Here is a 26,033-nt window from a genome sequence, read left to right as displayed (position 1 = left end):
TAATGTCAGATAATAAGAATGAATTTGTACGTCAGGTAGCTGAACAAAAATACGAATTTGGTTTCACTACCGACGTACATACTGAAATAATCGAGAAAGGGCTGAACGAGGATATCGTTCGGCTCATCTCTGCTAAGAAAGGGGAGCCCGAGTGGATGCTTGAGTTCCGCCTGAAGGCGTTCCGCTACTGGAAGGAGCAGCAGGAACCTAAGTGGGGCCATGTGCATGTGCCGGAGATTGACTATCAGGCCATTAGCTACTATGCCGACCCACTGGCTAAGAAGCCCGAAGGCGATGGCAAGATCGACCCAGAGCTGGAGAAAACCTTTGATAAGTTAGGTATCCCCCTTGAAGAGCGCCTGGCCCTGAGTGGTAACACAGCCGTTGATGCTATCATGGATAGCGTATCGGTAAAGACCACCTTTAAGGAGAAGCTGCGCGAAAAGGGTGTTATCTTCTGCTCGATTGGCGAGGCCATCAAGGAGCACGGCGACCTGGTGCGTCAGTACCTGGGAACAGTAGTGCCTTACAAAGATAATTTCTTTGCAGCACTCAACTCGGCTGTGTTCAGCGATGGTTCGTTTGTTTATATCCCCAAGGGTGTAAGATGCCCCATGGAGCTCAGCTCTTACTTCCGCATCAATGCCCGTAACACAGGTCAGTTTGAGCGTACACTGATTATTGCCGACGACGATGCCTACGTATCGTATCTGGAGGGATGTACAGCCCCTATGCGCGACGAGAACCAGTTGCATGCCGCCATCGTTGAGATTATCGTGATGAACCGTGCCGAGGTGAAATACTCTACTGTTCAGAACTGGTATCCTGGCGACGAGAACGGTAAGGGCGGTGTGCTGAACCTGGTAACCAAGCGTGGCGATCTGCGTGGCGTTGACTCGAAGTTGTCGTGGACGCAGGTTGAAACGGGTAGTGCCATCACCTGGAAGTACCCATCGTGCATTCTGCGCGGCGATAACTCTGTGGCAGAGTTCTACTCGGTAGCTGTTACCAACAACTATCAGGAGGCCGATACAGGTACCAAGATGATACACATTGGTAAGAACACCAAGAGTACCATCATCTCGAAGGGTATCTCGGCTGGTCACTCACAGAACTCGTATCGCGGACTGGTGCGTGCAGCATCAACTGCCGACAATGCCCGTAACTACTCAAGCTGCGACTCGCTGCTGTTAGGTTCGGATTGTGGCGCACATACCTTCCCCTATATGGATGTACACAACGATACAGCTGTGTTTGAGCACGAGGCTACCACCTCGAAGATTTCGGAAGACCAGCTCTTCTATTGCAACCAGCGCGGTATCCCCACCGAGCAGGCCGTTGGACTGATTGTGAACGGTTATGCCAAGGAGGTGCTGCAGAAGTTGCCTATGGAGTTTGCCGTTGAGGCACAGAAACTATTATCAGTATCATTAGAAGGAACTGTTGGATAAATAAAAACGATATGCTTCAGAAATTATTTGGATTTGATGCCTCCACAATGACTTTGCGCAAGGAGGTTATTGGTGGTATTACCACCTTCTTAACAATGGCTTACATCTTAGCCGTAAACCCAAGCATCCTCTCGGCAACCGGTATGGATGCAGGGGCAGTGTTTACCACCACATGTATCGCAGCTGTTGTAGGTACGTTGGTTATGGCCATCTATGCCAAATTGCCATTTGCCTTGGCACCTGGAATGGGTCTGAATGCGTTCTTTGCGTTCACCGTAGTGCTTACCATGGGCTACACCTGGCAGTTTGCACTTACGGCTGTGTTGATCGAGGGATTGATTTTCATCCTACTCACGGTTACAGGCCTGCGCAAACACATTGTTAACGCCATACCACTGGTATTGCGCCGAGCCATCAGTCCAGGTATCGGATTGTTTATCGCTTTTGTAGGTCTGAAGGGCGCTGGTATCGTAGCCTCATCAGAATCTACATTCATCACCTTAGGAAACCTGCACGATCCTGCTGTGCTGCTGGCTATCTTCGGCATTCTGCTTACTGCCGCCCTGCTGGTACGCAAGGTTACAGGCTCGCTGCTTATCGGTATTCTGATAACCACCATCGTAGGTATCCCTCTGGGTGTTACCAACTACACAGGTGTGATGTCGGTTCCACCATCAATCAGCCCCATCTTCTGGCAGTTTGAGTGGCACAACATCCTGACCGTAGATATGGTGGTAGTGGTACTCACCTTCCTGTTTATCGATATGTTCGACACCATCGGTACCCTGATTGGTGTATCAAACCGTGCCGGCATGGTTGATGATAACGGTAACGTGAAGAACCTGAACCAGGCCTTTATGGCCGATGCCATCGGTACCACTGTTGGTGCTATGCTGGGTACTTCAACAGTAACTACTTATGTTGAGAGTGCCTCGGGTGTAAACGTAGGTGGCCGCTCTGGTCTTACCAGCTTTACTACCGCCATCTGCTTTGCAGTAGCATTGCTCTTTGCGCCCCTGTTCCTGGCCATCCCAGCACAGGCCACAGCCGCCGCGCTGATTCTGGTTGGTGTGATGATGATGCACGACATCCGCAAGGTTGACTTCAGCGATTACGTTACAGCCATCCCTTGCTTTGTATGTATTGTGATGATGCCACTTACTTACAGTATCTCTGATGGTATCCTGATGGGTGTTATCTCGTATGTACTCATCCATCTGCTGTCGGGCACACTCAAAGATAAGGACGAGCGTAACAACATTAACTGGGCCACTATCCTGCTGGCCGCTCTGTTTATCATGCGCTACGCATTCCTTTAATTGTAAAATAGTAAAATAACAAAATATATTAATGTTAGAGGTTAAGAACTTACACGCCAAGATTGGCGATAAAGAGATATTAAAAGGCATCGACCTCGTGATTAACGATGGCGAGACACATGCCATCATGGGCCCTAACGGTTCTGGAAAATCTACCCTGAGCGCCGTACTGGTGGGTAACCCACTTTACGAAGTAACCGAGGGCGAGGCTTTCTTCAACGGTAAGAACCTGCTGGAGATGAAGCCTGAGGACCGTGCCCACGAGGGCTTGTTCCTCTCGTTCCAGTATCCCGTTGAGATTCCTGGTGTATCGATGACCAACTTTATGAAGGCTGCCATCAACGAGAAGCGCAAGTATCAGGGCCTGGAGCCCATGAACGCTGCCGAATTCCTGAAGCTGCAGCGCGAGAAGCGTAAGATTGTAGAGCTCGATTCGAAGCTGGCTAACCGCTCGGTTAACGAGGGTTTTAGCGGTGGTGAGAAGAAGCGCAACGAGATTTTCCAGATGGCTATGCTGGAGCCCAAACTGAGCATCCTCGACGAGACCGACTCTGGTCTTGACGTAGATGCTATGCGTATTGTGGCCGAGGGTGTAAACAAACTGCAGACCCCTGAGACTTCGTGCATCGTAATCACCCACTACGACCGTCTGCTCGAAATGATTAAGCCCCAGTTTGTACATGTGCTGTACAAGGGACGTATCGTGAAGACAGGCGGCCCAGAGCTGGCTGTACAGATTCAGGAGCACGGCTACGATTGGATTAAGGAAGAAATAGGCGAGGAATAATGAATAGCGAACAACAATATATTGACCTCTATCAGCAGGCACGCGAGATGATTATCAAGCATGCCCCAGAGTCGATGAACGTGGTGCGCGACCAGGCCTTTGAGGACTTCCGCAAGCAGGGCTTCCCCTCGAAAAAGGTGGAGAGATACAAGTACACCGATATGCAGAAGCTGTTTGAGCCCGACTACGGTGTGAACCTGAATCGCCTGCAGATACCTGTGGATCCCTACGAGGCTTTCCATTGCGACGTGCCCAACCTGAGCACAAGCCTGTACTTTGTGGTTAACGATATGTTCTACCACGACGACAAGCAGAAGGGTCACTTACCTGAAGGCGTTGTGATCGGCTCTATGCGCGATTACCCTGAGCTGGTGAGCAAGTACTACACCAAGCTGGCTAAGACTGGCGAGGATGCTGTTACAGCACTCAACACCATGCTGGCACAGGACGGACTGCTGGTTTACGTGCCCAAGAACGTGAAGGTGGATCGCGCCATTCAGGTGATTAACATCCTGAAGGCAACACCACAGAACGCGCAGCATGTTGTGACCGACCTGATGGTGAACCGTCGCGTGCTGATTGTACTCGAAGAGAATGCCGAAATAAAAATGCTGTTCTGCGATCATGCTGCCGACGACCGTAACTTCCTAGCCACACAGGTTATCGAGGCTTACGTAGGCGAGAATGCATCGTTAGACCTCTATTGCATGGAGGAGACGCATCATAAGAATGTACGCGTAAGCAACGTATATATCGACCAGCAGGCCAACAGTCGTGTAAACCACAACGTCATCACCCTGCACAACGGTATTACCCGCAACAAGCTTGACCTGACCTTCAGTGGCGAGGGTGCCGAGTGCCAATGCTACGGATGTGTGATTGCCGACAAGCAGCAGCACGTAGATAACAACACGCTGATAGTTCACAAGGTGCCTCACTGCAACTCGCAGGAGCTGTACAAATATGTACTCGACGAGAAGGCTACAGGTGCTTTTGCCGGTCGTGTGCTGGTTGAGCATGGTGCTCAGAAAACCACCTCGCAGATGACTAATCAGAACCTCACTGCCACCAAAGAGGCACGCATGTACACCCAGCCCATGCTGGAGATCTATGCCGACGACGTGAAGTGTGCCCACGGTTCTACCGTTGGACAGCTGAACGATGCCGCCCTATTCTACATGCGCCAGCGAGGCATTTCATTGCAGGAGGCTAAGGTACTGCTGCAGAATGCCTTTATCAACGAGGTTATCGACCACATGCAGTTAGAGCCACTACGCGATCGCCTGCACTACCTGGTAGAGAAGCGATTCCGTGGCGAGCTGAACAAATGCTCAGGCTGCAAACTCTGCAAATAAAAACAGTTCAAAGCTTAAAGTTCAATGTTTAATATAATTAAGGTACGCGAAGATTTCCCTATCCTGGGTCGCGAGGTATATAAAAAGCCGCTGGTTTATCTGGACAACGCGGCTACCACACAGAAGCCATTGATGGTGCTCGACGCCATGCGCGACGAGTATCTCAACGTGAATGCCAACGTGCATCGTGGCGTACACTACCTGTCGCAGCAGGCTACCGACCTGCACGAGGCGGCTCGCGAAAAGGTTCGTGAGTTTATTAATGCCCGCAAGATAGAGGAGATTATTTTTACGCGTGGTACTACCGAGGCCATTAACCTGGTGGCCAGCTCGTTCTGCGAAAGCGAGATGCAGGCTGGCGACGAGGTGATTGTAACTGAGATGGAGCACCACTCGAACATCGTATCGTGGCAGTTACAGGCCATGAAACGTGGCATTGTGGTAAAGCACATCCCCATTACCGACGATGGTATCTTGTGTATCGACCAGCTGGAGCAACTCATCACTCCCAAGACCAAGATCGTGAGCGTGGCCCACGTTAGCAACGTGCTGGGAACAATAAATCCGGTAGAGCAGATTATCAAGATAGCCCACGCCCATAACATCCCCGTGCTGGTGGATGGTGCCCAAAGTGCGCCACACTTCAAGGTGGATGTTCAGGCTATGGATTGCGACTTCTTTGCTTTCAGCGGTCATAAGATGTACGGACCAACCGGCATCGGTGTGCTGTATGGAAAGGAAGAGTGGCTGGAAAAGTTGCCTCCCTATCAGGGTGGCGGCGAGATGATTGACAAAGTGACTTGGGAGAAGACCACCTTTGAGCGCCTGCCATTCAAGTTCGAGGCTGGCACACCCGACTATGTGGCTACCCACGGACTGGCTAAGGCCATCGAATATATCGATGCTATCGGCATTGATGCCATCCAGCAGCACGAGCAGGAACTCACCCGCTACTGCATGGAGCAGCTGATGACCATCGACTGCATGAAGATCTACGGTCCGATGGATGCATCGAAGAAAGATGCTGTAGTATCATTCAACGTTGGCGATATCCACCACCTGGATATGGGTACCCTACTCGACCGTCTGGGCATTGCTGTGCGTACTGGTCACCATTGTGCACAGCCACTGATGGACCGTTTGGGCATCTCAGGCACCGTTCGCGCCTCGTTCGCACTTTATAACACAAAAGAAGAGATTGATACCCTTATAGCGGGCATCCGTCGTGTGTCACAAATGTTCTAACAGCCCCACTAAAGGCTGTTAGAACATATAGTCATATTGTCGATATTCGGCATCCAGGCATCTGCATTATACAGTTGGATACGGTTTGAGCCAGCCTTTAGTTTGAGGGTAAGCTCGAACTCCTGGAAATGATTCCAGTCATTGGTATTCACACTTACAGTACCAACTGTCTCACCATTCACTTCCACGTTGAATGAACGTTTTTCCTGAGAACCTGCACGGAACTTTACCACATAGTTACCGCCTTTCTTCACATACACATCTCTCCACTCCAAATAGTTACTGCGACGGTGACCTAACCAACCTGCAAACATACGACCGCTGGCACCATCGCCTGGTAGATAGATAGCTGTACCCAAGGCTTCATGATTAGCCACCTGCTGATAATCGTGCAGAAAAGCAGTCTCAGCCTCATAAACGCGGCGCTCAAGGCGCTTCTCGCCCTTCAGGCGATAGATACGTGTGGCATGGGCTGGAACCAGAACTGTAAGCGAGTTCTGCATCTTACCTAACTCCTTATGCTCGAACAAGTCGCGCACAGACACCTTTCCACCTAACTCCAGCTCGCTGAAATCAACACACATCTCTACAGGCTTATCTGAAGGGTTGTAGAGCGCTACTGCGCGGGTGTTACCATGCAGTTTCAGCAAGTCTTTAACCAATACATAAGTTTCACCAATATGCTGAATCACATAGGCTTGCAAATGAAGTAGATCCTGATTCAAGGCAATCAGCTCTTTGTTCTTGAGCAACTCCAAGGCACGCTCATTAATAGTAGCCATATTGCAACCGATCAGTAGCGGACTTGCCATGATACACCACAAGCCAAAATGAGTTTTGTCTTCTTCTGCTGTCAGCGAGCGTCCTACCTCCAACATGTCCATATCATTATAGGTATCATTATAGCAATAGGCCGACATATAGAGGTTCTCGTTTACCAAGTCCTTTACCGACTGCCAACTCTCGTGGATATCACCCGTGGTACGCCAAGAGTTTGCAGCATAGTGGCACCAATCGCCTGGATAGCGCCAACGGCAAATGTTAAACACAACATCGCGACCGGTATTCTTAATGGCGTTTGAGATACGCGTATATTGCTCTTGCTCATTAAGACTCAGATGATTACCACCACAATAATCTACCTTAATAAAATCGAACTCTAACTCCTTGAAGTAGAAATCAGCATCCACTTGTTCATAGCCATACAAACCTACATTTGTATTCCTCACATCACCATTACTGATACTACCACAAGTAAGGTCACCGGCATCACTATAGATTCCAGCTTTGAGTCCTTTCGAATGGATATAGTCACTCACCACTTTCAACCCGTTAGGAAATCGCTCAGGATGTATGCATACCTTACCTTCTGGCGTACGACCGTACTGGAATCCATCATCGATATTAATGTATTGATAACCAACGGCCTTCAATCCTTGGTTCACCATCGCATCGGCTTGACCTTTAATGATGTCTTCAGAGATGTTTACTGCGAAAGTATTCCATGAACTCCACCCCATTGTAGGGCCCTTCTTCTTACTTGCTGATGCTACAATCGCAAAGGCGACAACAAGTGTTGATAATAGTATTCGTTTCATTTTGGATGTTAGTTTTAATTTGATTTTATGCTGCAAAATTACATAACTACTGGCAAATACTTTGATAACTTATGAATTGTATAAGGTATTATTATCTGATGACGGCATAGGTTTCCTGATAATCAACTACTTACTAATATGCTTGCGTTACAACTGTATAACATAATTATTTTGTATCTTTGTTGCTTTTATCGAGGAGAATTAGTACCTTTGCAGCCAAAATAAAGATCATTATGTTAGCAAGTCATTATTACAAAGGTAAGATAGAGGCAGGTTGCGACGAGGCTGGGCGTGGTTGTCTGGCAGGTAGTGTGTATGCTGCAGCTGTCATACTGCCAGAAGGTTATCAGAACGAGTTGCTCAACGACTCTAAACAACTGTCGGAGAAGAAGCGCTATCAACTGCGCGAGATCATCGAGCATGATGCCGTGGCCTGGGCGGTAGGTATCGTTACACCAAAGGAGATAGATAAAATCAACATTCTGAATGCCTCGATCTTAGCCATGCATCGTGCCTTAGACAAACTGAAAGTGCGTCCAGAGGCCATTATCGTGGATGGTAATAAGTTCAAGCCTTATAAGGATCCTGCCGATGGCAAGCAGCTGTCCCATACCACCATCGTAAAGGGCGATGGCAAGTACTTAGCTATTGCCGCTGCATCTATCCTGGCCAAGACCTATCGTGACGACTATATGAACCAGTTGGCAGAGGAATACCCTCAGTACGACTGGCGCTCGAACAAGGGCTACCCCACCAAGAAGCATCGCGAGGCTATCAAGCAGCACGGCATTACACCCTATCATCGCAGAAGCTACAACCTGCTGGGCGATGGGCAGCTGAGCATCGACTTTGGCGAGTTCTAACGCTCACCACCAAATATAGAATAACTTATCAACTATAAAAAAACTACAATGAGAAAACTGTTTATGGCTTTGCTGGCCGCCATTTCTATCAGTGCCAGCGCACAGATTCAGGAGCCCGAGGCTCCACAGTTAGAGTATGCCTTGCAACTGAAAGTAACCCTTGGCGAAGCTTATGGTATCGACAAAACGCAGCACGGACGCCGCACCGTTATCCCCATCACAGGTGGTACCTTTGAGGGTAAGGGTCTGAAGGGAACCATTGTGAACGGTGGTGCCGACTACCAGCTGAATACCGAAGGACGTACAGAGCTGGAGGCTATCTACTGTATCAAGACCGATGATGGTATCTACATCCACGTTCGTAACCGTGGTATCATTGCCAACGGCAAGGATGCCGATGGCAAGCCCAGCTTCTATTTCCGCGCAGCACCCCAATTCGAGGCGCCTGCCGACAGCAAATACGGCTGGCTGAACAATTCGTTATTTGTTTGCGCACCCTCGTTCCAGAGCGATTTCAAAGGCATTGTGCTCAACGTGTGGCGCATTAAATAGGGTTAGCCTAAGAAGAACAGACTAACACCTACCACCGAGATAACAGCACCCACTACGGCGCGCAGGGTTATCTTCTGCTTAAACAACCAATACGACGGCAGTAATATAATAATAGGTGTCATCGCCATCAGTGTGCTGGCGATGCCTGCTGCTGTGTATTGTACAGCCATCAGCGAAAAGCCTACACCTACAAACGGACCGAACACGGTGGTGGCAGTTGCAACAGCCAATCCCTTACGATCGTGCATAGCTTCGCGTAGAGGCTCTAAACCCTTGCGGAAGTACAATAACAGCGAGAATCCTATGATACCCGCTACACAGCGATAGAAATTAGCACTGAAGGGCACCAGCCATTCGGGTGTACCTGTGAGCGAAGCCTCATAGTGGTCCATACCAATCTTACTAAGCACCAAACCGATACCCTGACACATAGCTGCGCTAATGGCAAACAGCACGCCGTTAAGGGGTAGTTTCAGTCCCACCTTGTGGTGCTCGCCACGACCTAATACCGAGATGCTGATACCACCCAGTGTAATCAGCATGGCCAGAATGCTCATAGCATTCATCTTCTGCCCCAGGGTTATCCATGCCATCAGGGCGGCTGAGAGCGGTGCTAAGGTCATAAACAACTGTCCGTAGCGCGAACCAATGATGATATAGCACTGAAACAGGCAGAAATCGCCTATCACGTAGCCTACCACACCCGACAGCAGCATCCAACCAGCAGCCTCGACCGAAGCGCCTGGAGGCATCATGCTACCTGTTACAACAAAAAACAGCACTAATGAAAACACCAAGGCCAACCCCATACGCAGCACATTTAGCGTAAGGTTACCCAATCGTTTACTACCAAATTCACTCAGAAGCGCCGTAGCTGTCCATGAAAAGGCTACGCCAATCGATATCAATTCACCTACGTAAGTCATTGCTTAGTATAAATACGTTAAAACTTCAGGCTGCAAAATTATACAAAAAATCGTTAATTCTACGCTTCTCGATGCAAGATTTGCTGTTTGTTCAAGTTATTTAAGAAAAAACTCATACTTTTGTATCCACTTTAAACAAAATCGAACAATGAAAGTAAGATTCAATCGCTGGTACAACACCCTCCTCACAGCCCTGCTGTCGCTGTTGGGCTATGGTTGCTCATCAGAGAATTCGATGGAGATGTACGGTTCGCCTATACTCATGTATGGCGTTCCCTCGGCCGAGTATAAGATATCGGGCACTGTTACCGACGAGGGCGGCAAGGCCGTAGAAGGCATCAAGACATCAGTGAAACAAGTAACAAACTATGAGGGCAAGCCCATAACGTTTGCCATCGACTCTGTACTGACTGATGCCAACGGCCACTACGATATGACATCAACCCACTTCCCCCAAAGTCCGGAAATCAAGTTGATTGTTGAGGATGTGGATGGCGATACCAATGGTGCCTACCAGAACGATACCATCGACATTAACTACAACAACGCCCAGAAGGTAAAAGATGGCGAAGGCACTTGGAACAACGGCACTTTTACGATTAAACAGGATATTAAACTGAAGAAGAAATAATGAACCCCACGCCCCTCACACTTCGCAAAAAGCTGGCCTTAGAACTCTGGCGACAGAAGGAAGAAATGGTTCGCAAGGAGCATCCCCTGCAACAATTGTTTTGGGAGTGTACACTGCGTTGCGATCTGAAATGCCGCCATTGTGGCAGCGACTGCAAGATGAAATCAGAAAGTCGTGACATGCCTAAGGAAGATTTTCTGCGAGTACTGGATAGCATAGCTCTGAAAACGGATCCACATCAGGTGTTTGTCATCATATCGGGTGGCGAACCACTGATGCGTCGTGATATTGAGGAGTGCGGCCGTGCGATTTACGACAAGGGATTCCCTTGGGGGATGGTAACCAATGCCCTGCATCTCACACCCCAGCGCTGGCAGAATCTGCAACGTGCCGGTATCCATTCGATGGCCATCAGTCTGGATGGCTTAGAGGATAACCACAACTGGATGCGTGGCAACACACAGAGCTTTCAGATGGTGAGCAATGCCATCGATATGCTGGTAGCCACCAAAGGGTTTGTGTTCGATATCGTGACCTGCGTAAACCGGCGTAACTATACGCAGCTGAACGACATTAAGGAATTCCTGATTTCAAAGGGTGTAAAGCGCTGGCGATTGTTTACTGTTTTTCCAGTAGGTCGTGCGGCTCTCGATCCTGATATGCGCCTAACCAACGAGCAGTTTCGCGGGGTGTTTGATTTTATTCGTGAAACAAGAAAAGAAGGACGCATCCGTGCCGATTATGGTTGCGAGGGATTTCTGGGCAACTACGAAGGCGAGGCCCGCAGCAGGTTCTTCAGCTGTCAGGCAGGCATTACGGTAGGCTCAGTGATGGCCGACGGCTCGATAGCTGCTTGTGCCAGCATACGTGCCGACTATCATCAGGGCAACATCTACGAGGATGACTTTATGGAGGTTTGGGAGAACCGCTATGCCCCCTATCGCAATCGCGAATGGATGCGCAATGGCGAGTGCAAGGACTGCAAATACTTCCGCTATTGCCAGGGCAACGGCATGCACCTACGCGATGCTAACGGCGAACTTCTGCAGTGCCATCTGAAGCGCTTACAGCAGGCTGCTGATTAACTCCTATAGAATCGCTCGCAGCATTTCTGAAAGCTACACTTAGACTATCTGCCATCTCCTCACGATAGTCGCAAGGTTTTGTACCATAACAAGCAGTAAACACAAATGCCACAGAACTGAAGCCCAGCAGCGTCAGCATCTTGTTAATGGCCTTAAGTTTAAACATCTTTATATTCATAGTTTCTGTTTTAGTACAACATCAACGCTCCCTGCAGCTAATAATCTCTGACGGGCTTCGTCGTAACTGATACCGAGTTCGTCGGCAATCATGCGTGTGCCTCGGTCTATCAATTTCTCGTTAGTAAGCTGCATCTTTACCATACGATTACCTTCTACACGTCCCATACGAATCATGAGGGCAGTAGAAATCATATTCAGCACCATCTTCTGGGCTGTACCACTCTTCATGCGACTGGAGCCAGTCACAAACTCTGGACCGACAATGGTCTCTATGGCATACTCAGCGGCTGCAGCCAAAGGCGTATGAGGATTGCTGGTAATACAACCTGTTAGCAAACCCTGCTTGCGAGCTCCCTCGATGGCACCAATCACGTAAGGTGTGGTACCAGAGGCTGCGATACCTATCACCGTATCATCGGCGGTAGGCTGATAGCGCATCAAATCGTTCCAACCCTGCTCCTTATCGTCCTCGGCACGCTCTACAGCGCGTCGTAAGGCCTCGTCGCCGCCAGCAATCAAGCCTATCACCCAATCGGGCTGTACACCAAAAGTTGGTGGCAGCTCGCTGGCATCAAGCACGCCTAAACGACCGCTGGTACCTGCGCCCACATAAAACAGTCGGCCGCCGCGTTTCATTCTTGGTTCGATGACCAGCACCAGTGTCTCTATCTGCGGCAGCACACGCCCCACGACCTCGGCCACCAACCTATCCTCCTGATTGATGCTCCTCAGCACCTCGCCTACCTCCATCTGCTCCAGATGGTCGTAATGCGATGCCTGCTCTGTGATCTTATCTTCAATCCTCATGTGCGTATTATTTTTTCTGGTACACACGTACATAATCAATCTCGTAACGCATAGGGAAGGCGGCGTTATCGATGGTACCACCATTATCGCCACCTAAGGCCAGGTTCAGAAGGATATACTGCGGACGGTTGAAGGGATTGGTAAATTTCCCAATCTTACCGTTCTGCGTGGTGCTGAGAGGAATCTCGTTCAGCAGCTCATCATCCAGATACAATCGGATAGCCGTTTCGTCCCAGTCCATACGCCATATATGAAAGTGCTGGGCCCACGCAGGGTCTTTCTCAGTAAAATGGGTAAATGGTGTCTTCTTGCTATTCCACACAGCCTTGTAGGGCTGATCGTTACCCCAACAGGCATTGGCTAGGATATGAGGCACTCCATTGATACGGTAATACTCCATCAAATCAATCTCGCCACACGAGGGCCAAGGCATGTCGTTGCCTAACATCCAGATGGCAGGCCAGGCACCACCAGCGGTTGGGATGCGGGCGCAAACCTCCAGTCGTCCGTACAGGAAACTGTACTTACCTTTGGTATTCAAACTGGCCGAGGTATAGGGAATACCCTCACGACCTGTTTCCGTGCGAGCCTCAATCACCAGCATGCCATTGTGCAGGTAGGCATTATCTGCCTGATACCACTGAGCTTCGTGGTTACGCACAAATCCCTGCTCATAGCCCCAGATGGTGCTATCAGGGCGCCCGTTACCATCAAACTCATCGGCAAAAACCAGCTGATACTCCTGTGCCACAAGGGGCGCAACAAACATACCAAGCAGCAACGACAGCAAAAACTTCCTCATAGCATTAAATAAAATCCTTGAAAGCCTCGTCGTACTCAGGACTATTAGCCAGGCGACCGTTTACCAGGCATACTAGCTCGATATCGCCTTTCCACGACAATTTCTCATCGCTGGCACGATAGATGGCCTGATGGAACACGTACTTGATGCCCTCCTTGGTGAGCGAGAGGCGTGAGATAAACTCATCGTCGCATCGGAGTGGCGTCTTATACTGCAAGTTCATACGAGCCACAACGGCATCGATACCCTGCTCGTGCAACGCAGCAAAACTAACGCCCAGACTGCGAAGGAACAGGTGACGGGTGTGCTCAGCGTAGTGCAGATAGTTGGCATTGTTTACGATGCCCTCGATATCACACTCGTAGTCGCGCACCTCCATGCGGGTTTCGAAAATATAGTTCATAATAGCTTCAATATTTCGTTGAAATGGGTAATCTTTGTCAGTCGTGGATGCTCGATATCCTCAGAGTGCTCCAACTGCCAGGTAACATGGAAGGGGATATGAATGGCCCAGGCGCCAATGTTAAGCGCTGGAGCGATGTCGCTCTTCAGCGAGTTACCCACCATGAGGAACTGCGAAGGCTGAACCTCGAGACGCTCACAGAGCAGCGAGAACTCCGTCTCGGTTTTATTGCTGGTGATTTCTACATGCGAGAAATACTTATCCAGATGGCTGCGATACAGCTTATTCTCCTGATCCTGCAACTCGCCTTTGGTAAACACCACAAGACGATAGGGATAGGCTTGCAAACGTTGCAATGTTTCCTCTACCTCCGGCAACGGTGTGGCTGGCAGATGCAACAGCTGTTTGCTATGTGCCAACAACTCTGCCAGTTGAGTATGCGATAAATGCGCGCCACCCACACGGAGGGCTGTCTCTATAATCGAAATAGTGAAAGCCTTGCAACCATAGCCCAAATCGGCCATATTACCCGATTCGGTAACAAACAACTCGTGGGCAGGGGCGTCGCAATATGGAGCTATCAGGTCGTAGAGATGTTTCTCCACTTCCTCGAAATGACTCTGACAATCCCATAAGGTATCATCGGCGTCGAAAGCTATCACACGGAGATTTCTAACGTCAATCTTCATTTCTTACAATGTGGACAAGTTCCTTTAATAATATAATTAGATGTATGGGCCTCAAAACCCTCGGGCAGTTCTACCTTAGGCATCATAACGCCATCCAGACAGTATGTCTGCTGGCACTGCTCACAGTAGAAGTGGGGATGCACATCATCATCGTGATCGTCGTGATGACTATGACAGAGTTCAAAACGCTGACCATCCACAGCACCATCAATCACATGTACCAAATGGTGCTCACGGAAAAGCTGCAGCGTACGGAAAATGCCCGATTTATCGATTGTATCGATTCTATTCTGCAGCTCAGCCATGGATTGCGGTAGCATAGAAGCTTCGAGCGCCTTTACCACCGTAATACGGTTGGCAGTGGGCTTGATGTCATGCTCTAAAAGCAGTTGTTCGTAATTCTTAGTGTCCATAAGCTATACTTGTATGATAAAAATATCGATTTCATCGTTCACCCCAATCACCACGATCCAGATTGCGATAGCCGATGGCCTCGGCAATATGGTGACTCTGAACACGCTCTGTACCTTCGATATCGGCAATGGTACGTGCCACCTTCAGTATACGGTTGTAGGCGCGTGCACTAAGGTGCAGTTTCTCCATAGCCATGCGAAGCATGTTCAGACTGGCCTCATCGGGCTCACAGAACTGGTGAATCATACGCTCCGACATCTGCGCATTACAATATACGCCCTTAAATTCCCTAAATCGCTCTTCCTGACGCTTACGGGCAGCAATCACACGCGCACGGATTACCTCACTGGGCTCACCCTGCTGCATCTGCGACAGCTGGTTGAAGGGCACTACCGGCACTTCGATATGCAGGTCCATTCTGTCAAGAAGCGGACCAGAAATGCGATTCATATAACGTTGAATCTGTCCTGGCGTACACACGCAATGGTGCGTAGGGTCGCCATAATAGCCACAAGGACACGGATTCATCGAGGCCACAAACATAAACGAGCAGGGGTACTCGATGGTATATTTAGCACGACTGATGGTAATCTTTCTGTCCTCCAATGGTTGGCGCAGCACCTCGAGTGTAGCACGCGAGAATTCAGGAAGTTCATCACAAAAGAGCACCCCATTATGGGCCAGGCTCACCTCACCAGGCTGCGCTTTCTGCGTTCCACCCGTCATGGCTACTTGCGATATGGTGTGGTGGGGACTGCGGAAAGGGCGTTGTGATATGAGTGAGGTACCACTGGGCAGGATGCCTGCCACAGAGTGGATCTGGGTAGTTTCCAAGCTCTCCGCCAATGACAATGGAGGCAAGATACTTGGCAAGCGTTTGGCCATCATCGACTTTCCGCTTCCTGGAGGACCAATCAGTATCACATTGTGTCCACCAGCAGCAGCCACCTCCAAGGCACGTTTCACACTCTCCTGCCCACGCACATCGGCAAAGTCGAGATCAAAAGCATACTGGTGATCGTAAAACTCCTTACGTGTATCAACAATGGTTGGTTCGTAGTTCTCACCACCATTCAAAAAGCCGATCACATCAGCAATATTATCCATACCGTAAACCTCAAGCTGGTTTACTACGGCTGCCTCACGCACATTTTCCTTGGGTACAATCAGACCCTTAAACTTCTCCTTGCGTGCACGGATGGCTACCGACAGCACACCACTTACGGGTTTCAGCTTGCCGTCCAATCCCAGCTCGCCCACCATCATATAATCCTTCAACGCATCTTCCGATACCTTGCTGTAGGCTGCCATGATACCGATGGCCAATGGCAAATCGTATCCACTACCCTCTTTACGGATATCGGCAGGACTCATATTAATCGTCAGATCGGCTGTTGGAGCTTTATAACCAATATTCTCGATAGCTGCGCGAATACGATCGTAACTCTCTTTTACTGCGGTGTCGGCTAAGCCTGACAGGTGGAACGAAGTGCCTCTTGTTAGATTAACCTCGATGGTTATGGTGGTTGCTTCGAGTGCGGTAACGGCTGCACTATAGGTTTTAACAAGCATTGTTTACTCGATTAATTCTTTGATTTTGTTGGTTAGATCCTGATAATTCAATGTGCGTGCCACTATCTTGCCTTGACCATCGATAACGATGTTATCAGGCAGATAAGTCATGCCTAGCTGTTGCAGGATAGGCGACTCCCACATGCGCCCATCGCAAACAGTACTCCACTTAACGGAGTCGCGATCCACGATATGTTGGCAGTCTTTCACGCTGCCATCCACGCTTATGCTCACTACCTTCAGTTTGCCTGGATTTTCGCGCTGCATGCGTGCCAGTAAATTCTGAATGCTGATGCTCTCGTAGTTCCACGAGGCCCAGAGACTAATCACATTTACCTTGGCATTCAAGTCGGCCGACGAAACCGTCTCGCCTTTCAAGCCTTTAACCGAAAATGTTGGCAGATGTGCGCCCTGCTTCACAACGCGTAAAGCACCTAACTTTTTCAAGAGGGCAGCAACCTCCTTATTATCGGGCTGTGCCTTCATAATCATATTACCCAACTTCTGAATAGTGTCAAAGTCGGGATTCGGTACCATTACAAAATATTTGGTAAGCAGATATGTGCAGATGGGCGACTCAGCATGCTCGTTAATGTACTGCGAAGCTGTGCCTTTCACACCTGGAGGCATCATCGCACTGGTTTTCAGGCGGAATGCCGTCATTTCCTTGTTGATATTGGTGCCCTTAACTTCGGTTTCCTTCAGGTGCACAGCATCGCCTTCCATAGTGATGGTAACGCCAGGCTCAGCAAAAACAGGAATCTCAGAGAAGTTAGGGAACACCACGATGAGTGTAGTAGGTTCGGTGATGTCGGCCTTGTAGGTAAACTCACCCCTACTCACTCCGATGGTATCCAGTTTTTGGGCGCCATTAAGCCCATAGACGTAGAGTTCTCCTTGATTGAAGCCCTTAAAACTGCCCTCTATCTTAAATTTCTTCTGGCCATCGCCACAAGAGCACAGTAAGAATGCTGCTACAAGAGCAAGGAGACACGCCTGTTTCATTATTTATTTCTCAATATTCTTCAGTTCGATATCGTTAGCTGCATACTTGGCAAAAGCAGGATCCTTCTTGATAGCCTCCTTCAGTGCCTCGGCAGCATCGGCATTGTTACCCATACGGGCACTCATCAGTGCCTTCAGATACTCTGAAACTGCATCAGGATTCTGGATGTACTTCAGTGTAACAGCAGCCGATACGTAATCGTGATTCAGAATCTGTGCCAGTACAGCGCTGTTTGAGTAAATCTCAGAGAAGTTCTCCTCAGCCTGAGCGTAGTTGCCCTTAGCCAGATTCAGGTTACCCATAATCTCTGCCAGTCCATTAGCATCAGTAGCAGCAGCGATATAACGCTCAGCAGTAGCTACGTCGCCATCCTTCAGAGCCAGGAGTCCAAGGTTTGCATTAGCCTCAGGAACATTGGTAGCCTTCTGCAGATACTGCTTGGCAGCCTCGTAATTACCCTGCTTGTACTCGATAGTAGCCAGGTTGTTGTAAGCACGATAGTCGTTAGGATAAACCTTAGCGGCAGTCATGTAGACCTGCTTCTTCTCATCGGCATTAGCCTTCAGAGTAGCACCATACAGAATCTCCTCGATGCTCAGCTTGGTAGCATCGTTCTGGAGCTGCTCCAGAATCTGATCATCGCTACGTCCGATAGTCTCGTAGTTGATGGTGAGACGTGCACGACGCAGTTCAGGCAGAACGCCATCGGCCAACTCGCGGAAAGCGGTTGAGATATTCTTGATCTGCTGCTCACGCTCCTGTGGATCCTTATACATAGAGAGCACACGCAGGATAACGTCCTTATCCTGAATGTTGCTAGCCTTAACCAACTCCTGGAATCCTTCCCAGTCCTGAGCAGTGTACTTTGCATCAACAGGGGCATCGAGCTTAATCTTCTTGAGCTCCTGGTTTACGTACTTCTCAGAAACCTTCTGACGCTCGCCAGCCAACTTATCGTTAATGCTGAAACCGCCATCAGGCGAAGCATAGGCCGACACCTCGATATTGTCGAGATTCAACTTCTCGCGATCATTATTAATCTGCTTGAGCATACGAACAAACTCCTGAACCGAGTTATTCTTAAGCTCGCTCTTGCGCAGCTTAGCCTGCTGGATGAGGAACTTAATGTTAGCATCCAACTTCTTCTTAGTGATACGCTGATAAGCATCGGGAGCCACAGCAGCCTGAGTAGTCAGGATAGTCTGCTTGTAGAGCTCAGAGGTTGCGATAACACCATCGGCCACCTTAACTGCAGGCACCTCCATCTTCTTGTTACCAATGCGGGCATCGAATGTAAGGAACATCTCAGCCTTGTTGTCGCCAGCGTAAGCAAAGCTGGTTTTCATGGTGTAGTTACCACCCATCTTGTAGTTAATGGTCTGGTCGTTTCCACGCACGCTCTCACCCTGGAAAGTGGCGGTGGTACCCTTCTCAACCACACCATTTGAATAGCGCAGTTCGGGCACGACTGTAACTACAGCCTTCTTTTTCATATACTTCTCGGGGAAATGGCCGTTGATAGTTGCAGGAACGGCACCTTTTTGAGTCTCGAGCGGATTTGGTGTTACGGTGAAGTTATCTGCTGATAATTCGCCAAGTTTTGAACACGATGTAAACATCATCAGCGTAGCTGCTGACAGTAGTAAAAAATTTTTCATTTGCATAAAATAAAGTCTCAGTATTGTTGTGTGCCGCGAGCGGGACTCGAACCCGCACAGCCGTTTAATGGCCAAGGGATTTTAAGTCCCTCGTGTCTACCATTTCACCATCGCGGCGCCTTTTTTGCGGTGCAAAGGTAAGTTTAATTATTGGAATCACCAAACTTTTTATCTTTTTTTAATTCCAAACCCTCAGAATACCGCCATCTAAGCCCACTTTATACCTGTAAAGTGCTATTCCAGCGTTACCTTCGGCCAGTACACCATTATTAACATTGTATGTTCGGTTGCATTTGCTACAATGCAGATACAGACCACTATTCTGCCATGTCAGCGGATAATTTCGTCCGCCCAGCTCCTTCAAACAGTTGGAACACTGACCCTCGTAAGCCACCAGTATATTATCATAGCTGCTCACACCTACAATAATACAGTTGTTGGCGCCCAGCGCATAAGTCTGTTGCGATTCACGTTCAGTATTCAGACGGATATCCTCGACTGCGTCATCAAAATTGCGTGTCGTCTTCAGGTGGCGCACACCTTGTTGAACATTCGTCTCAATCTTCATAAACTGCCCAGGAGTTGAAAGCATAGCCGTTAGCTGACAAGGCAGGGGATGCAACGTAGGATCGAACACAAACCTACACTCGTACTCGCGATAGATATTCTCATCGCCCACACAAGCCATCAGCAAGGTGCAGAGTAAGAGTGTCAACCAGCGTTTCATGCCAACAGTTTCTTTTCGGCCTCGGTCATACGCTCAAAGTTAAAGCCCTTGAGCGTCTGCTCCATCAAAGTCTGAATCTGGTCGTTGCACAGATTGCCGATGCTACCCTCGTGAGTGTGGTGGATATCATGACTGGCCTTAAACTGGCCTGCCTCGATATCAAGACCCACCTTTTTATAGGCATCGCGGAATGGCATGCCATTGGCAGCCAAGCGGTTCACCTCCTCAACCGAGAACATCGGATCGTACATGGGGTTATCAAGGATATGCTCGTTAACCTCAATCTTATTAATAATGTATGCGCACATCTGCAGACAGTCCTTCAACTCGCCAAAGGCTGGCAGGAACACTTCCTTGATAATCTGCAGATCGCGGAAGTAACCCACAGGCAGGTTGTTCATCATCAGCATAATCTGCTGGGGCAGCGACTGTAGTTTGTTCGACTTGGCACGAATCAACTCAAACACATCAGGATTCTTCTTGTGCGGCATGATGCTCGAACCTGTGGTACACTCCTTGGGCAACTTGACGAACGAGAAGTTCTGCGAGTTGAACAAGCAGGCATCGAACGCCATCTTGGCGATAGTTCCAGCAATGGTAGCGATAGCAAAGCCTACGTTACGCTCCATTTTTCCGCGTCCCATCTGGGCATATACCACATTATAATCCATCGAGTCGAAACCCAACAGATTGGTGGTCATCGTACGGTTCAAGGGGAACGAACTGCCATAGCCAGCAGCACTACCCAAGGGGTTGCGGTTAGTCATCTTATAGGCAGCCTGCAGGAACAGCATATCATCGGCCAAGCTCTCGGCATAAGCACCAAACCACAAGCCAAAGCTTGATGGCATGGCAATCTGCAGATGAGTATAGCCAGGCATCAGTACATCCTTGTACTGATTACTCTTCTGGATGAGCTCATCGAAAAGACTCTTCACCTCGTCGGCAATCTCCATCAACTCATGACGTGTAAACAACTTCAGGTCTACCAGCACCTGATCGTTACGCGAGCGACCTGAGTGAATCTTCTTACCCATATCGCCCAACTTACGTGTCAGCAACATCTCAACCTGCGAGTGTACATCCTCCACATCGTCTTCAATCACAAACTCACCTCGCTCTGCCAGGTGGTAGATATTCTTCAGCTCGGCCAGCAGCTGGGTCAGTTCGTTCTTCTCAAGCAGTCCGATGCTTTCCAACATGGTGATGTGGGCCATAGAGCCCAACACGTCGTACTTTGCCAGATAGAGGTCCATCTCGCGGTCACGACCAACGGTAAAACGCTCTATCTCCTTGTTGACTTCAAAATTCTTTTCCCAGAGTTTCATCTCTTATTTCTCAATTGTCAATTATCAACTATCAAGTGTCAACTATTCGTAGTGCACCATTGCAAGGGCATCGGCAATCTTCTCAACGCCTTCCTGCAAAGGTTTCTCTACCATGCTTTTGATAAATGGATTCAATTCGGCCTTAACCGTCACCTTCATTTTCGATGAATTCTCATCTACAGGCAGTACCTGTACCCATACGTTGAAAGGAACGGGACTCTGAACCGTTTCGAACTTTACGCACTTTGGCTCTTCGCGATCGCAGATACGTAGTTTCAACTCGCCCACAGGAGCCACATTAATAGTCACGGTGTCGGCATCAAAACTAAATCCCTGCACCTTATCCTCGGGCACACGGTCGCGCACCTTTTCCAGATTGGTCAGATCACTGATATTATTGTAAACAGCCTGCTGCGAGTAAGGAACCAGCTTCACGCTGCTCTCAAACTTACTTTCTCCTCCGAATAATCCCATAATTACTTTGAAATTTGAGGTTTGACCTTTGAATTTTAATCCTGCTTCCAGGTATCTGGACTCTTACGCCACTCGGCCAGAACAGCTTTGTCCTCTTCCTTAATATAACCAGTCTTGGCAGCCTCTTCGATTACTGCCTCATAGTTACTAAGTGTAATCAACTTCACGCCAGCCTCGGCAAAAGCCTTCTCAGCTACAGGAAATCCGTAGGTAAATGATGCTACCATACCAATCACCTCAACACCATAGTCGCGCAATGCCTGAACAGCTTTCAGACTGCTACCGCCAGTAGAAATCAGATCCTCTACAACAACCACCTTGGCGCCTTTTTTAATCTCGCCTTCTACCTGGTTGCCCATACCATGATCTTTTGGCTTTGGACGAACATAGCTGTATGGCAAGCCCAGCTCCTCGGCTACGAGTGCCCCCTGTGCGATAGCACCCGTGGCAACACCAGCAACAGCCTCAGCCTCAGGGAAGTTCTCCTGAATGGCATGACAAAGCTCCAGCTTTACAAACGAACGCAGACGTGGGAACGAGAGCGTCTTACGATTATCAGTATAAATAGGTGACTTCCAACCCGAAGCCCATGTAAACGGGTCGTTTGGCTGCAACTTGATGGCCTGAATCTCCATCAGTTTCTGGGCAAATTGATTCTTGATTTCCATAACATTATTTTGTATTTTGGGTGCAAAGATAGTGTAAATCAGGCGAATAACCAAATTATTACCTATCTTTTTGTATAGCCAAGTGCCAGAACACTTATCGTTATGCCACCATTCTGGGCTATTTGCTTAGCACAAGCCCTCACAGTAGCACCTGTAGTCACCACATCGTCAATCACCAGCAAATGATTTACCCCCACAGGAATCTGGTTCAACGCAAACATCTGGTCCACATTCTCCGCACGCCCCCATCTGCTTTTCTTGGTCTGACTCTCAATAAAATCCACACGCCTTACCACATCAGTCAAAACAGGCAATTCTGTGATTTCGCTGATACCTTGGGCAATGGCATCGCTCTGGTTGTAGCCGCGCTGGCGCAAACGTTTCTTTGCCAATGGTACAGGCACTATTCCATCCATCCCATCAAAGAATCCTGCACTTTGCATCTCTTTAGCCAGCATACGTCCCAGAATCACGCCAACCTCGGGGTGATCCTTGTATTTAAGTTGATAAACCAAGTTAGCTGTGTCAGAATGGGCTTCGTAATAAAAATAGGCAGCCGCACGTTCGATAGGAATCAGGTGCCAGAAGCTTTTAGCCATCTCATTGTCATAGGGATTAAGCCAAAAGTCGGTACGTGGCAGATGAAAGTGGCATTTCATGCAAATCACTTCTTCGGTAGCCGACAGTCGGCGACCGCACACCACACAAGTGCGCGGCGAAATAAAATCCAGTAGTCGTCGCCAGATACTAATCCATTTCATCGTCAATATCCATCTCTTCGTCAACATCCAGACATTGGCGAATGATGCCATAATCGAAACCACGACTCAAGGCAAAACGTACCAGTTTCTGATTCAATTCATAATCGTTAGCAGCCTTAATGCTTTTGCGCTTCTGTTTCAACAGCGGCACCAGCATCTTCAGATACTCCTCATCGTCGATTTCATCGAGCACACGCTGCTGTATATCATCATCTATACGCTTCATCCAGAGTGCCTGCTGCACCTTGCGGCGCCCCCATTTGTTATAGCGCACCTTATCCTTTACAAAAGCACGGGCATAACGTTCATTGTCAATATAACGTTCTTTGGTAAGGCGCTCTACCACATGGTTCTGTGCCTCTAGATCCATTCCCCAACGTTTCATCTTATCACGCATTTCCTGCTCGCAGTGTTCGGCCTGCGCACAGGCAGCCGCTAACTGCAGGTAAGCCTCTTGTTCTGTTTTTTCCTTTGTCATGATTTAGTTGCTTTTATAAATCTTGTTTTGCCGTATTGGTCGTCAATCTTCACGACATCTACAAAGCCCAGAGCCTGCAGATTATCTACGATGGAATCGGCATAAATGGGATTAATTTCGTAATATAATCGTCCACCTTGCTTTAAGGCCGACACAGCGTAATGCATGATATGACGATAGAACAGCAACGGATCATCATCGGGTACAAACAGGGCTGTATCAGGCTCATACTTCAACACATTTTCCTCCATTTCATCGGCTTCTTTCCAGCAGATATAAGGCGGATTGCTAACGATCACATCCCACCTGTCGGCCTCAGCCTCTAAAGCCAGAGCATCACGTTTCTCAAACTTCACATCGCCCCGAAGTGTCTGGGCATTATGCTGAGCAATGGCCAGCGCATCTTCAGAGATATCCCAAGCCGTAACTTTTGAATCAGGTATATCCAATGCCAAAGTAATGGCAATACAGCCGCTACCTGTACCTATATCCAAAATATCCTTGCCGCCGCTGTTAACGATTAAATGGCACAATTCGGCCGTTTCTGGACGAGGGATCAACACCCCTGGTGCCACATAGAACTGACGACCGCAGAAGTCGGCCATCCCCAAAACATACTGCACTGGCTCGGCTTTTTCGAGTCTTTGCATGATTTTTTCAAGTTCTGCTTGGTCGTTTGCCGATAATTGTGTAACTTTGCCACAATAAATATCGGCCGTTGACAGACCGAAACGTACATCAAGCACCCAACGGACAAGGGCTTTCGCCTCGCCGGCATCATAAATCTTGCTGAGTCTTTGGCAGAGTTCTTCGTAATTCATGGTGCAAAAATACAAAAAAGTAATGAATAGTGAATAGTGAATAGTGAGAATTATATGATAGACGACAAAAAATTCATGCATCGCTGCATTCAGCTGGCTAAAAACGGACAGCTGAACGCCAAGCCCAACCCTATGGTGGGCGCAGTTATTGTACATAACGGCCGTATTATTGGCGAGGGTTACCATGTGCGCTGTGGCCTGGCTCATGCCGAGGTAAACGCTTTTGCCTCTGTACGAGCAGAAGACGAGGCCTTGTTGCCAGAATCAACCATCTACGTATCGCTTGAGCCCTGCTCACATTATGGTAAGACGCCCCCTTGCGCCGACTTGATTATCGAGAAAGGTGTGCGCCGTGTGGTTGTAGGATGTATCGATGAATTCGCCGAAGTTCAAGGTCGAGGCATCCAGAAACTACGCGATGCAGGCATCGAAGTAGAGGTAGGTGTACTCGAGGATGAATGCAAGGCATTGAACCGTCGTTTTTTCACATTCCATCGCGAAAAACGTCCTTATATCATCTTGAAATGGGCACAGACCGCCAATGGTTTCATCGACGATTATCACCAGCCCGTACAAATCTCAAGCGACTTTACCAAGATGCTTTCGCACAAACTGCGTGCTGAGGAGGATGCTATTCTGGTGGGTCGCGTTACCGATGAGCGCGAACATCCGCAGCTGAATGTACGCGAATGGTACGGACCTGATCCCAAACGTATGGTGATAGACCGTGCTCATCCGCTGAACCTCGAGAGTCTGCATGCGCAGAACATCCAGTCGCTGATTGTAGAAGGCGGTGCCGAAACGCTTCGTTCTTTCCTGGTGCAGGGGCTTTGGGACGAGATCCGCGTAGAGACCAACACCACGATGACCGTTAGTGATGGTACCCGTGCACCACAGATTCCTGCTAATGCCCATGTGACCAGCAGTAACATGTATGATAAAAATGTGATTATGGTATATCAGCGAAAGGACTAATTACTTTCTACCAAAATCGGCAGGCACCTCACCCCACTTCTGTGTTTCCCATTTAATAATGGGATTACGGTACTGGTGGGTACGCAACCAGTTCTCGGCTCTTGCAATAATTTGGAAGAGCTGTTCGGTTTGTGGGGTGCGTTCAAGTGTGGTTTTACATTTGCCTTTCGACACCCATAGAATGGCATTATAACTATCCGAATATATGGTTTTATCGTGCCATCCCTTTTGCCAGCAAAGTGCCAAGGCATGCACAATAGCCAAGAATTCACCGATATTATTTGTGCCTTTTACAGGACCAAAATGGAAAACTCTTGCACCTGTAGTCAGGTCGATACCCTGATACTCCATCGGTCCAGGATTCCCGCTACAAGCAGCATCTACTGCAAAAGCGTCTGCCCTTACCTCCATTGGCAAGGGCAGAACTGTATCGTGTCTATAATCTGGGGGATTCTGCA

29 protein-coding genes and 1 tRNA gene are annotated in these 26,033 nt (G+C 48.8%); 10 read left to right on the top strand and 20 right to left on the bottom strand.

What is annotated here, in order from left to right; genetic code table 11:
* Positions 1-2 precede the first annotated feature (2 nt).
* From sufB to BLU97_RS03305, 5 genes are read left to right on the top strand one after another with little or no spacing between them, the layout of a single operon-like run.
* Entirely contained in the window at positions 3-1,451 is a 1,449-nt protein-coding gene (gene sufB / locus BLU97_RS03325; RefSeq protein ID WP_028906565.1) for a Fe-S cluster assembly protein SufB, read from the top strand.
* Positions 1,452-1,462: 11 nt separating this feature from the next.
* A complete protein-coding gene (locus BLU97_RS03320; protein WP_033150691.1) occupies positions 1,463-2,770 on the top strand; it encodes an NCS2 family permease in 1,308 nt (435 codons plus the stop codon).
* A 31-nt stretch (positions 2,771-2,801) separates the two neighbouring features.
* Positions 2,802-3,557 carry a Fe-S cluster assembly ATPase SufC gene (gene sufC / locus BLU97_RS03315; protein WP_013064590.1) on the top strand — a complete coding sequence of 252 codons (756 nt, stop codon included), beginning with the start codon at positions 2,802-2,804 and terminating at the stop codon, positions 3,555-3,557.
* Positions 3,557-4,912 (top strand): Fe-S cluster assembly protein SufD, encoded by a 1,356-nt coding sequence (sufD, locus tag BLU97_RS03310; RefSeq protein ID WP_074760235.1) that lies wholly within the window; start codon positions 3,557-3,559, stop codon positions 4,910-4,912. The genes sufC and sufD overlap by 1 nt, the downstream gene beginning before the upstream one ends.
* Before the next feature lie 24 nt (positions 4,913-4,936).
* A complete protein-coding gene (locus BLU97_RS03305) occupies positions 4,937-6,157 on the top strand; it encodes an aminotransferase class V-fold PLP-dependent enzyme (protein WP_074760234.1) in 1,221 nt (406 codons plus the stop codon).
* An 8-nt stretch (positions 6,158-6,165) separates the two neighbouring features.
* On the opposite strand, the gene BLU97_RS03300 is transcribed toward BLU97_RS03305, so the two are convergent.
* Positions 6,166-7,755, bottom strand: coding sequence for an alpha-galactosidase D (locus tag BLU97_RS03300; protein ID WP_074760233.1), 1,590 nt, complete (start codon positions 7,753-7,755; stop codon positions 6,166-6,168).
* 233 nt (positions 7,756-7,988) lie between these two features.
* Between BLU97_RS03300 and BLU97_RS03295 the strand changes: the two genes are divergently transcribed.
* Entirely contained in the window at positions 7,989-8,618 is a 630-nt protein-coding gene (locus tag BLU97_RS03295; protein WP_074760232.1) for a ribonuclease HII, read from the top strand.
* Between the two features lie 48 nt (positions 8,619-8,666).
* A complete protein-coding gene (locus BLU97_RS03290; RefSeq protein ID WP_074760231.1) occupies positions 8,667-9,170 on the top strand; it encodes a DUF3237 domain-containing protein in 504 nt (167 codons plus the stop codon).
* Between the two features lie 2 nt (positions 9,171-9,172).
* Here the strand turns inward: BLU97_RS03290 and BLU97_RS03285 are convergent, their stop codons facing one another.
* Positions 9,173-10,096, bottom strand: a complete 924-nt coding sequence (locus BLU97_RS03285) for a DMT family transporter (RefSeq protein WP_074760230.1) — start codon at positions 10,094-10,096, stop codon at positions 9,173-9,175.
* A gap of 148 nt (positions 10,097-10,244) precedes the next feature.
* On the opposite strand from BLU97_RS03285, the gene BLU97_RS03280 reads away from it, so the two are divergent.
* Together BLU97_RS03280 and BLU97_RS03275 are read left to right on the top strand one after the other, a co-directional pair.
* Positions 10,245-10,727 (top strand): radical SAM-associated putative lipoprotein, encoded by a 483-nt coding sequence (locus BLU97_RS03280; RefSeq protein ID WP_073044699.1) that lies wholly within the window; start codon positions 10,245-10,247, stop codon positions 10,725-10,727.
* A complete protein-coding gene (locus BLU97_RS03275; RefSeq protein WP_074760229.1) occupies positions 10,727-11,812 on the top strand; it encodes a TIGR04133 family radical SAM/SPASM protein in 1,086 nt (361 codons plus the stop codon). The genes BLU97_RS03280 and BLU97_RS03275 overlap by 1 nt, the downstream gene beginning before the upstream one ends.
* On the opposite strand, the gene BLU97_RS15750 is transcribed toward BLU97_RS03275, so the two are convergent.
* The 17 genes from BLU97_RS15750 to prmC form a co-directional block, all read right to left on the bottom strand.
* Complete coding sequence (locus tag BLU97_RS15750; RefSeq protein WP_139208728.1) at positions 11,757-11,990, bottom strand: hypothetical protein; 234 nt, start codon at positions 11,988-11,990, stop codon at positions 11,757-11,759. The genes BLU97_RS03275 and BLU97_RS15750 overlap by 56 nt on opposite strands.
* A complete protein-coding gene (gene murQ, locus BLU97_RS03270) occupies positions 11,987-12,799 on the bottom strand; it encodes an N-acetylmuramic acid 6-phosphate etherase (protein WP_074760228.1) in 813 nt (270 codons plus the stop codon). Before murQ ends, BLU97_RS15750 begins: the two co-directional genes overlap by 4 nt.
* A 7-nt stretch (positions 12,800-12,806) precedes the next feature.
* On the bottom strand, positions 12,807-13,601 hold the full coding sequence (locus tag BLU97_RS03265) for a family 16 glycosylhydrolase (protein WP_074760227.1): 795 nt from the start codon (positions 13,599-13,601) through the stop codon (positions 12,807-12,809).
* 4 nt (positions 13,602-13,605) lie between these two features.
* Positions 13,606-14,007 carry an acyl-CoA thioesterase gene (locus BLU97_RS03260; RefSeq protein ID WP_091860938.1) on the bottom strand — a complete coding sequence of 134 codons (402 nt, stop codon included), beginning with the start codon at positions 14,005-14,007 and terminating at the stop codon, positions 13,606-13,608.
* Positions 14,001-14,693, bottom strand: coding sequence for an HAD family hydrolase (locus BLU97_RS03255; RefSeq protein WP_074760226.1), 693 nt, complete (start codon positions 14,691-14,693; stop codon positions 14,001-14,003). The genes BLU97_RS03260 and BLU97_RS03255 overlap by 7 nt, the downstream gene beginning before the upstream one ends.
* Positions 14,690-15,106, bottom strand: a complete 417-nt coding sequence (locus BLU97_RS03250) for a Fur family transcriptional regulator (protein WP_033150680.1) — start codon at positions 15,104-15,106, stop codon at positions 14,690-14,692. Before BLU97_RS03250 ends, BLU97_RS03255 begins: the two co-directional genes overlap by 4 nt.
* Positions 15,107-15,137: 31 nt before the next feature.
* Entirely contained in the window at positions 15,138-16,679 is a 1,542-nt protein-coding gene (locus BLU97_RS03245) for a YifB family Mg chelatase-like AAA ATPase (RefSeq protein ID WP_074760225.1), read from the bottom strand.
* A 3-nt stretch (positions 16,680-16,682) separates the two neighbouring features.
* Complete coding sequence (locus BLU97_RS03240) at positions 16,683-17,684, bottom strand: DUF4369 domain-containing protein (RefSeq protein WP_074760224.1); 1,002 nt, start codon at positions 17,682-17,684, stop codon at positions 16,683-16,685.
* A 3-nt stretch (positions 17,685-17,687) separates the two neighbouring features.
* Entirely contained in the window at positions 17,688-19,349 is a 1,662-nt protein-coding gene (locus tag BLU97_RS03235; RefSeq protein WP_081352834.1) for a tetratricopeptide repeat protein, read from the bottom strand.
* A 25-nt stretch (positions 19,350-19,374) separates the two neighbouring features.
* Positions 19,375-19,460, bottom strand: a tRNA-Leu gene (locus tag BLU97_RS03230).
* Positions 19,461-19,521: 61 nt separating this feature from the next.
* Positions 19,522-20,070: a hypothetical protein gene (locus BLU97_RS03225; RefSeq protein ID WP_074760222.1), complete on the bottom strand. Its 549-nt coding sequence runs from the start codon at positions 20,068-20,070 to the stop codon at positions 19,522-19,524.
* Entirely contained in the window at positions 20,067-21,398 is a 1,332-nt protein-coding gene (gene argH, locus BLU97_RS03220) for an argininosuccinate lyase (protein ID WP_074760221.1), read from the bottom strand. Before argH ends, BLU97_RS03225 begins: the two co-directional genes overlap by 4 nt.
* Before the next feature lie 42 nt (positions 21,399-21,440).
* On the bottom strand, positions 21,441-21,872 hold the full coding sequence (locus tag BLU97_RS03215) for a polyketide cyclase (RefSeq protein WP_074760220.1): 432 nt from the start codon (positions 21,870-21,872) through the stop codon (positions 21,441-21,443).
* A gap of 35 nt (positions 21,873-21,907) precedes the next feature.
* Positions 21,908-22,540, bottom strand: coding sequence for an orotate phosphoribosyltransferase (pyrE, locus tag BLU97_RS03210; RefSeq protein WP_013064235.1), 633 nt, complete (start codon positions 22,538-22,540; stop codon positions 21,908-21,910).
* A gap of 62 nt (positions 22,541-22,602) precedes the next feature.
* Complete coding sequence (locus BLU97_RS03205; RefSeq protein ID WP_074760219.1) at positions 22,603-23,301, bottom strand: ComF family protein; 699 nt, start codon at positions 23,299-23,301, stop codon at positions 22,603-22,605.
* Complete coding sequence (locus BLU97_RS03200; protein ID WP_074760218.1) at positions 23,288-23,779, bottom strand: regulatory protein RecX; 492 nt, start codon at positions 23,777-23,779, stop codon at positions 23,288-23,290. The genes BLU97_RS03205 and BLU97_RS03200 overlap by 14 nt, the downstream gene beginning before the upstream one ends.
* A complete protein-coding gene (prmC, locus tag BLU97_RS03195) occupies positions 23,776-24,600 on the bottom strand; it encodes a peptide chain release factor N(5)-glutamine methyltransferase (RefSeq protein WP_074760217.1) in 825 nt (274 codons plus the stop codon). The genes BLU97_RS03200 and prmC overlap by 4 nt, the downstream gene beginning before the upstream one ends.
* 54 nt (positions 24,601-24,654) lie before the next feature.
* Here prmC and ribD point away from each other — a divergent pair, with 54 nt between their 5' ends.
* Positions 24,655-25,575, top strand: coding sequence for a bifunctional diaminohydroxyphosphoribosylaminopyrimidine deaminase/5-amino-6-(5-phosphoribosylamino)uracil reductase RibD (gene ribD, locus BLU97_RS03190; RefSeq protein ID WP_074760216.1), 921 nt, complete (start codon positions 24,655-24,657; stop codon positions 25,573-25,575).
* Here ribD and BLU97_RS03185 read toward each other — a convergent pair whose 3' ends face one another.
* Positions 25,576-25,986, bottom strand: a complete 411-nt coding sequence (locus BLU97_RS03185; protein ID WP_230580808.1) for a reverse transcriptase-like protein — start codon at positions 25,984-25,986, stop codon at positions 25,576-25,578. It lies immediately after the preceding gene.
* Between the last annotated feature and the right edge of the window lie 47 nt (positions 25,987-26,033).

This window comes from Xylanibacter ruminicola, assembly GCF_900107775.1.
Taxonomy (GTDB): Bacteria; Bacteroidota; Bacteroidia; order Bacteroidales; family Bacteroidaceae; genus Prevotella; species Prevotella ruminicola_C.
Note: the sequence above shows the minus strand (reverse complement) of the source record. Positions and strands in the feature narration are given on the sequence as shown.

Excerpts from the sequence above, each read along its gene's own strand:
- BLU97_RS03305 (WP_074760234.1), top strand. The coding sequence starts at position 4,937 with ATGTTTAATATAATTAAGGTACGCGAAGATTTCCCTATCCTGGGTCGC.
- murQ (WP_074760228.1), bottom strand. The coding sequence starts at position 12,799 with ATGAGGATTGAAGATAAGATCACAGAGCAGGCATCGCATTACGACCAT.
- BLU97_RS03200 (WP_074760218.1), bottom strand. The coding sequence starts at position 23,779 with ATGACAAAGGAAAAAACAGAACAAGAGGCTTACCTGCAGTTAGCGGCT.
- ribD (WP_074760216.1), top strand. The coding sequence starts at position 24,655 with ATGATAGACGACAAAAAATTCATGCATCGCTGCATTCAGCTGGCTAAA.
- pyrE (WP_013064235.1), bottom strand. The coding sequence starts at position 22,540 with ATGGAAATCAAGAATCAATTTGCCCAGAAACTGATGGAGATTCAGGCC.
- BLU97_RS03255 (WP_074760226.1), bottom strand. The coding sequence starts at position 14,693 with ATGAAGATTGACGTTAGAAATCTCCGTGTGATAGCTTTCGACGCCGAT.
- BLU97_RS03320 (WP_033150691.1), top strand. The coding sequence starts at position 1,463 with ATGCTTCAGAAATTATTTGGATTTGATGCCTCCACAATGACTTTGCGC.
- BLU97_RS03275 (WP_074760229.1), top strand. The coding sequence starts at position 10,727 with ATGAACCCCACGCCCCTCACACTTCGCAAAAAGCTGGCCTTAGAACTC.
- BLU97_RS03240 (WP_074760224.1), bottom strand. The coding sequence starts at position 17,684 with ATGAAACAGGCGTGTCTCCTTGCTCTTGTAGCAGCATTCTTACTGTGC.
- sufD (WP_074760235.1), top strand. The coding sequence starts at position 3,557 with ATGAATAGCGAACAACAATATATTGACCTCTATCAGCAGGCACGCGAG.
- argH (WP_074760221.1), bottom strand. The coding sequence starts at position 21,398 with ATGAAACTCTGGGAAAAGAATTTTGAAGTCAACAAGGAGATAGAGCGT.
- BLU97_RS15750 (WP_139208728.1), bottom strand. The coding sequence starts at position 11,990 with ATGAATATAAAGATGTTTAAACTTAAGGCCATTAACAAGATGCTGACG.
- BLU97_RS03295 (WP_074760232.1), top strand. The coding sequence starts at position 7,989 with ATGTTAGCAAGTCATTATTACAAAGGTAAGATAGAGGCAGGTTGCGAC.
- BLU97_RS03205 (WP_074760219.1), bottom strand. The coding sequence starts at position 23,301 with ATGAAATGGATTAGTATCTGGCGACGACTACTGGATTTTATTTCGCCG.
- BLU97_RS03215 (WP_074760220.1), bottom strand. The coding sequence starts at position 21,872 with ATGGGATTATTCGGAGGAGAAAGTAAGTTTGAGAGCAGCGTGAAGCTG.
- BLU97_RS03250 (WP_033150680.1), bottom strand. The coding sequence starts at position 15,106 with ATGGACACTAAGAATTACGAACAACTGCTTTTAGAGCATGACATCAAG.
- BLU97_RS03185 (WP_230580808.1), bottom strand. The coding sequence starts at position 25,986 with ATGGAGGTAAGGGCAGACGCTTTTGCAGTAGATGCTGCTTGTAGCGGG.
- sufB (WP_028906565.1), top strand. The coding sequence starts at position 3 with ATGTCAGATAATAAGAATGAATTTGTACGTCAGGTAGCTGAACAAAAA.
- sufC (WP_013064590.1), top strand. The coding sequence starts at position 2,802 with ATGTTAGAGGTTAAGAACTTACACGCCAAGATTGGCGATAAAGAGATA.
- BLU97_RS03300 (WP_074760233.1), bottom strand. The coding sequence starts at position 7,755 with ATGAAACGAATACTATTATCAACACTTGTTGTCGCCTTTGCGATTGTA.
- BLU97_RS03290 (WP_074760231.1), top strand. The coding sequence starts at position 8,667 with ATGAGAAAACTGTTTATGGCTTTGCTGGCCGCCATTTCTATCAGTGCC.
- BLU97_RS03265 (WP_074760227.1), bottom strand. The coding sequence starts at position 13,601 with ATGAGGAAGTTTTTGCTGTCGTTGCTGCTTGGTATGTTTGTTGCGCCC.
- prmC (WP_074760217.1), bottom strand. The coding sequence starts at position 24,600 with ATGAATTACGAAGAACTCTGCCAAAGACTCAGCAAGATTTATGATGCC.
- BLU97_RS03285 (WP_074760230.1), bottom strand. The coding sequence starts at position 10,096 with ATGACTTACGTAGGTGAATTGATATCGATTGGCGTAGCCTTTTCATGG.
- BLU97_RS03245 (WP_074760225.1), bottom strand. The coding sequence starts at position 16,679 with ATGCTTGTTAAAACCTATAGTGCAGCCGTTACCGCACTCGAAGCAACC.
- BLU97_RS03235 (WP_081352834.1), bottom strand. The coding sequence starts at position 19,349 with ATGCAAATGAAAAATTTTTTACTACTGTCAGCAGCTACGCTGATGATG.
- BLU97_RS03280 (WP_073044699.1), top strand. The coding sequence starts at position 10,245 with ATGAAAGTAAGATTCAATCGCTGGTACAACACCCTCCTCACAGCCCTG.
- BLU97_RS03225 (WP_074760222.1), bottom strand. The coding sequence starts at position 20,070 with ATGAAACGCTGGTTGACACTCTTACTCTGCACCTTGCTGATGGCTTGT.